General features: G+C 71.3%; 1 tRNA gene and 2 pseudogenes. All 3 read right to left on the bottom strand.

Annotated elements, in window-relative coordinates:
* Positions 1 to 260: pseudogene (locus tag B4E30_RS14685) on the bottom strand (HAD family hydrolase); the annotation flags it as partial.
* Positions 261 to 353: 93 nt separating this feature from the next.
* Positions 354 to 427: transfer RNA gene (locus B4E30_RS14680), tRNA-Pro, on the bottom strand.
* Positions 428 to 496: 69 nt separating this feature from the next.
* Positions 497 to 1,900, bottom strand: a pseudogene (locus tag B4E30_RS14675) (hypothetical protein); the annotation flags it as partial.

Here is a 1,900-nt window from a genome sequence, read left to right as displayed (position 1 = left end):
TCGCCGTCGCGGAGGCGGTAGTACTGGGTGCCGCAGGTGGGCAGCAGGTGCAGGTGCTCGAGCGTCTGCGGGTCGGCCTCCGGCAGGCGTTCGACGACCTGACGGCGGAACTGCGTGAGCTGTCCGCCGGAGATCACGGCGACTTCGACGCGTTCGGCGAGCGCGATCAGCAGGTCGCCGATGCGCGGGTCGATGGCGCTCTTCGAGGGGGCGAGGGTGTCGTCGAGGTCGAAGGCGACCAGTCGGATGCTGTCGGGCACGATTCTCCACATCGTCGATGTTCACCGCACTCGAGGCATGCCGCGCACGCCCCTACAGGAAAGGCCCCACCCGAAGGTGGAGCCTCTCTGCGGTCGGGGTGACAGGATTTGAACCTGCGGCCTCTTCGTCCCGAACGAAGCGCGCTACCAAGCTGCGCCACACCCCGGTGGCAACCCGACGAGTCTACCCTGCTTCGTGCCGTGCTCCCAATCGGGACGGCACTCGTGGCGCGGGATCAGGAGCGTCGCGCGCGCAGCCCGAGGGCGGCGAGACCGAGGGAGACGAGTCCGATCCCCGCCGCGGCCCACACCTGGACCGGCGCGCCTGCGACGGCCGCATCCGCCCCGGTCGCGGCGAGGTCGTCGACGATGGTCGCCTCGCCCTCTTCGCCGCATTCGCCGCGGTGCAGCACGATCGGCTCCCCATCCGACGACGTCGGCCGGTACTGCAGCTGTGCGACCCACTGCACCGTGCCGGATGTCTCCGACACGACCGGTGGCGACGTGTACGCGCCGCTGCCCGAGACCGGCACCGGGCTGGTCTCGGTGATCAGGTCGGTGCAGTCCGGCTCGTCGCCGGTGGCGTGCCGGTAGGCGAAGAAGACCAGCTCGGCATCGGCCGCCGCGTCGAGGCCGCTGACGGTGGCGACGTCGGTGAACTCCTCACCGGTCGCCGCGCGCGGTGTCGCGCGGGTGGTGACGGCGGGCCGTTCGACCACAGTGGTCTCTTCCTCGATTCCGCATGCCCCCGTCGAGAGCACGCGTTCTTCGCCTCCTTCCGGCTGCCACCGCAGCTCCTCGACCCAGTAGTACGTCCCCGACGCGTCCGTCGGGACCCCGGGCGAGGTGTGGTCGCCCTCCGCAGTGACGGCGACGGGCTCGGTGGCGGCGACGAGGGCGTCGTCGGTGCAGGCGTCTGCCGGCTCCACGCCCTCGCGGGCGAGGTAGAGGCGGAAGACGAGGGAGGTTGCGCCCGCGCTCGGAACGCGACCCGACACCGTCGCCGTGTCGACGATCGCGGCACCGAAGCCGGCGGTGGGCTGCGCGCGTGTGACGACGGTCGGCGGGACAGCCGTCCCGGTCTCCTCGGCGATGCCGCAGCGACCGCGGTGAACGAGCTCACCCTCGGCGTCGACAGCGGTCTCCTGCCAGTAGTACGTGCCGAAGTCGGGAACGACCGGTGCCGTGAAGGTGGTCGTGCCCGGCTCGACGACATGCTCGGCATCCGATGCCCACACGAGGTTCTCTTCGGTGCAGGTGCTCTCGGCGGCGACGCCGTCGACGGCGCGGTAGACCGCCGTGCTCACCGAGAGCCCGTCTCGGGGGACCGGCGCCGCCACGATCACGTCGTCGCTCATGGTCTCGCCCACCGTAAGGTCGGACTCCGCCAGAGAGGACACCGCCGGCACCATCACGGTCTGACTGCGCACGCCGTACTCCTCCTGCCACACGTAGCCCTCCGCCAGACGTTCGCGCACGGGGGCGGATTGGTCCTCGGCCCCGATGCGCCAGACCGCGGTGTAGAAGCCCGGCGCGGTGAGGGGCTCGGACCCCTCGACGCGATAGGTGATCGTCGGACCGCCGGAGGGGTCCGTCGTCAGAGAGAGGGCGGCGAACGGATCGCCGGGAGCGGGATCGCC

The organism is Microbacterium sp. UBA3394 (assembly GCF_002358725.1).
GTDB lineage: Bacteria > Actinomycetota > Actinomycetes > Actinomycetales > Microbacteriaceae > Microbacterium > Microbacterium luteum.
The sequence above is the reverse complement of the archived record's forward strand: the minus strand, read 5'-3'. Positions and strand labels throughout refer to the sequence as shown.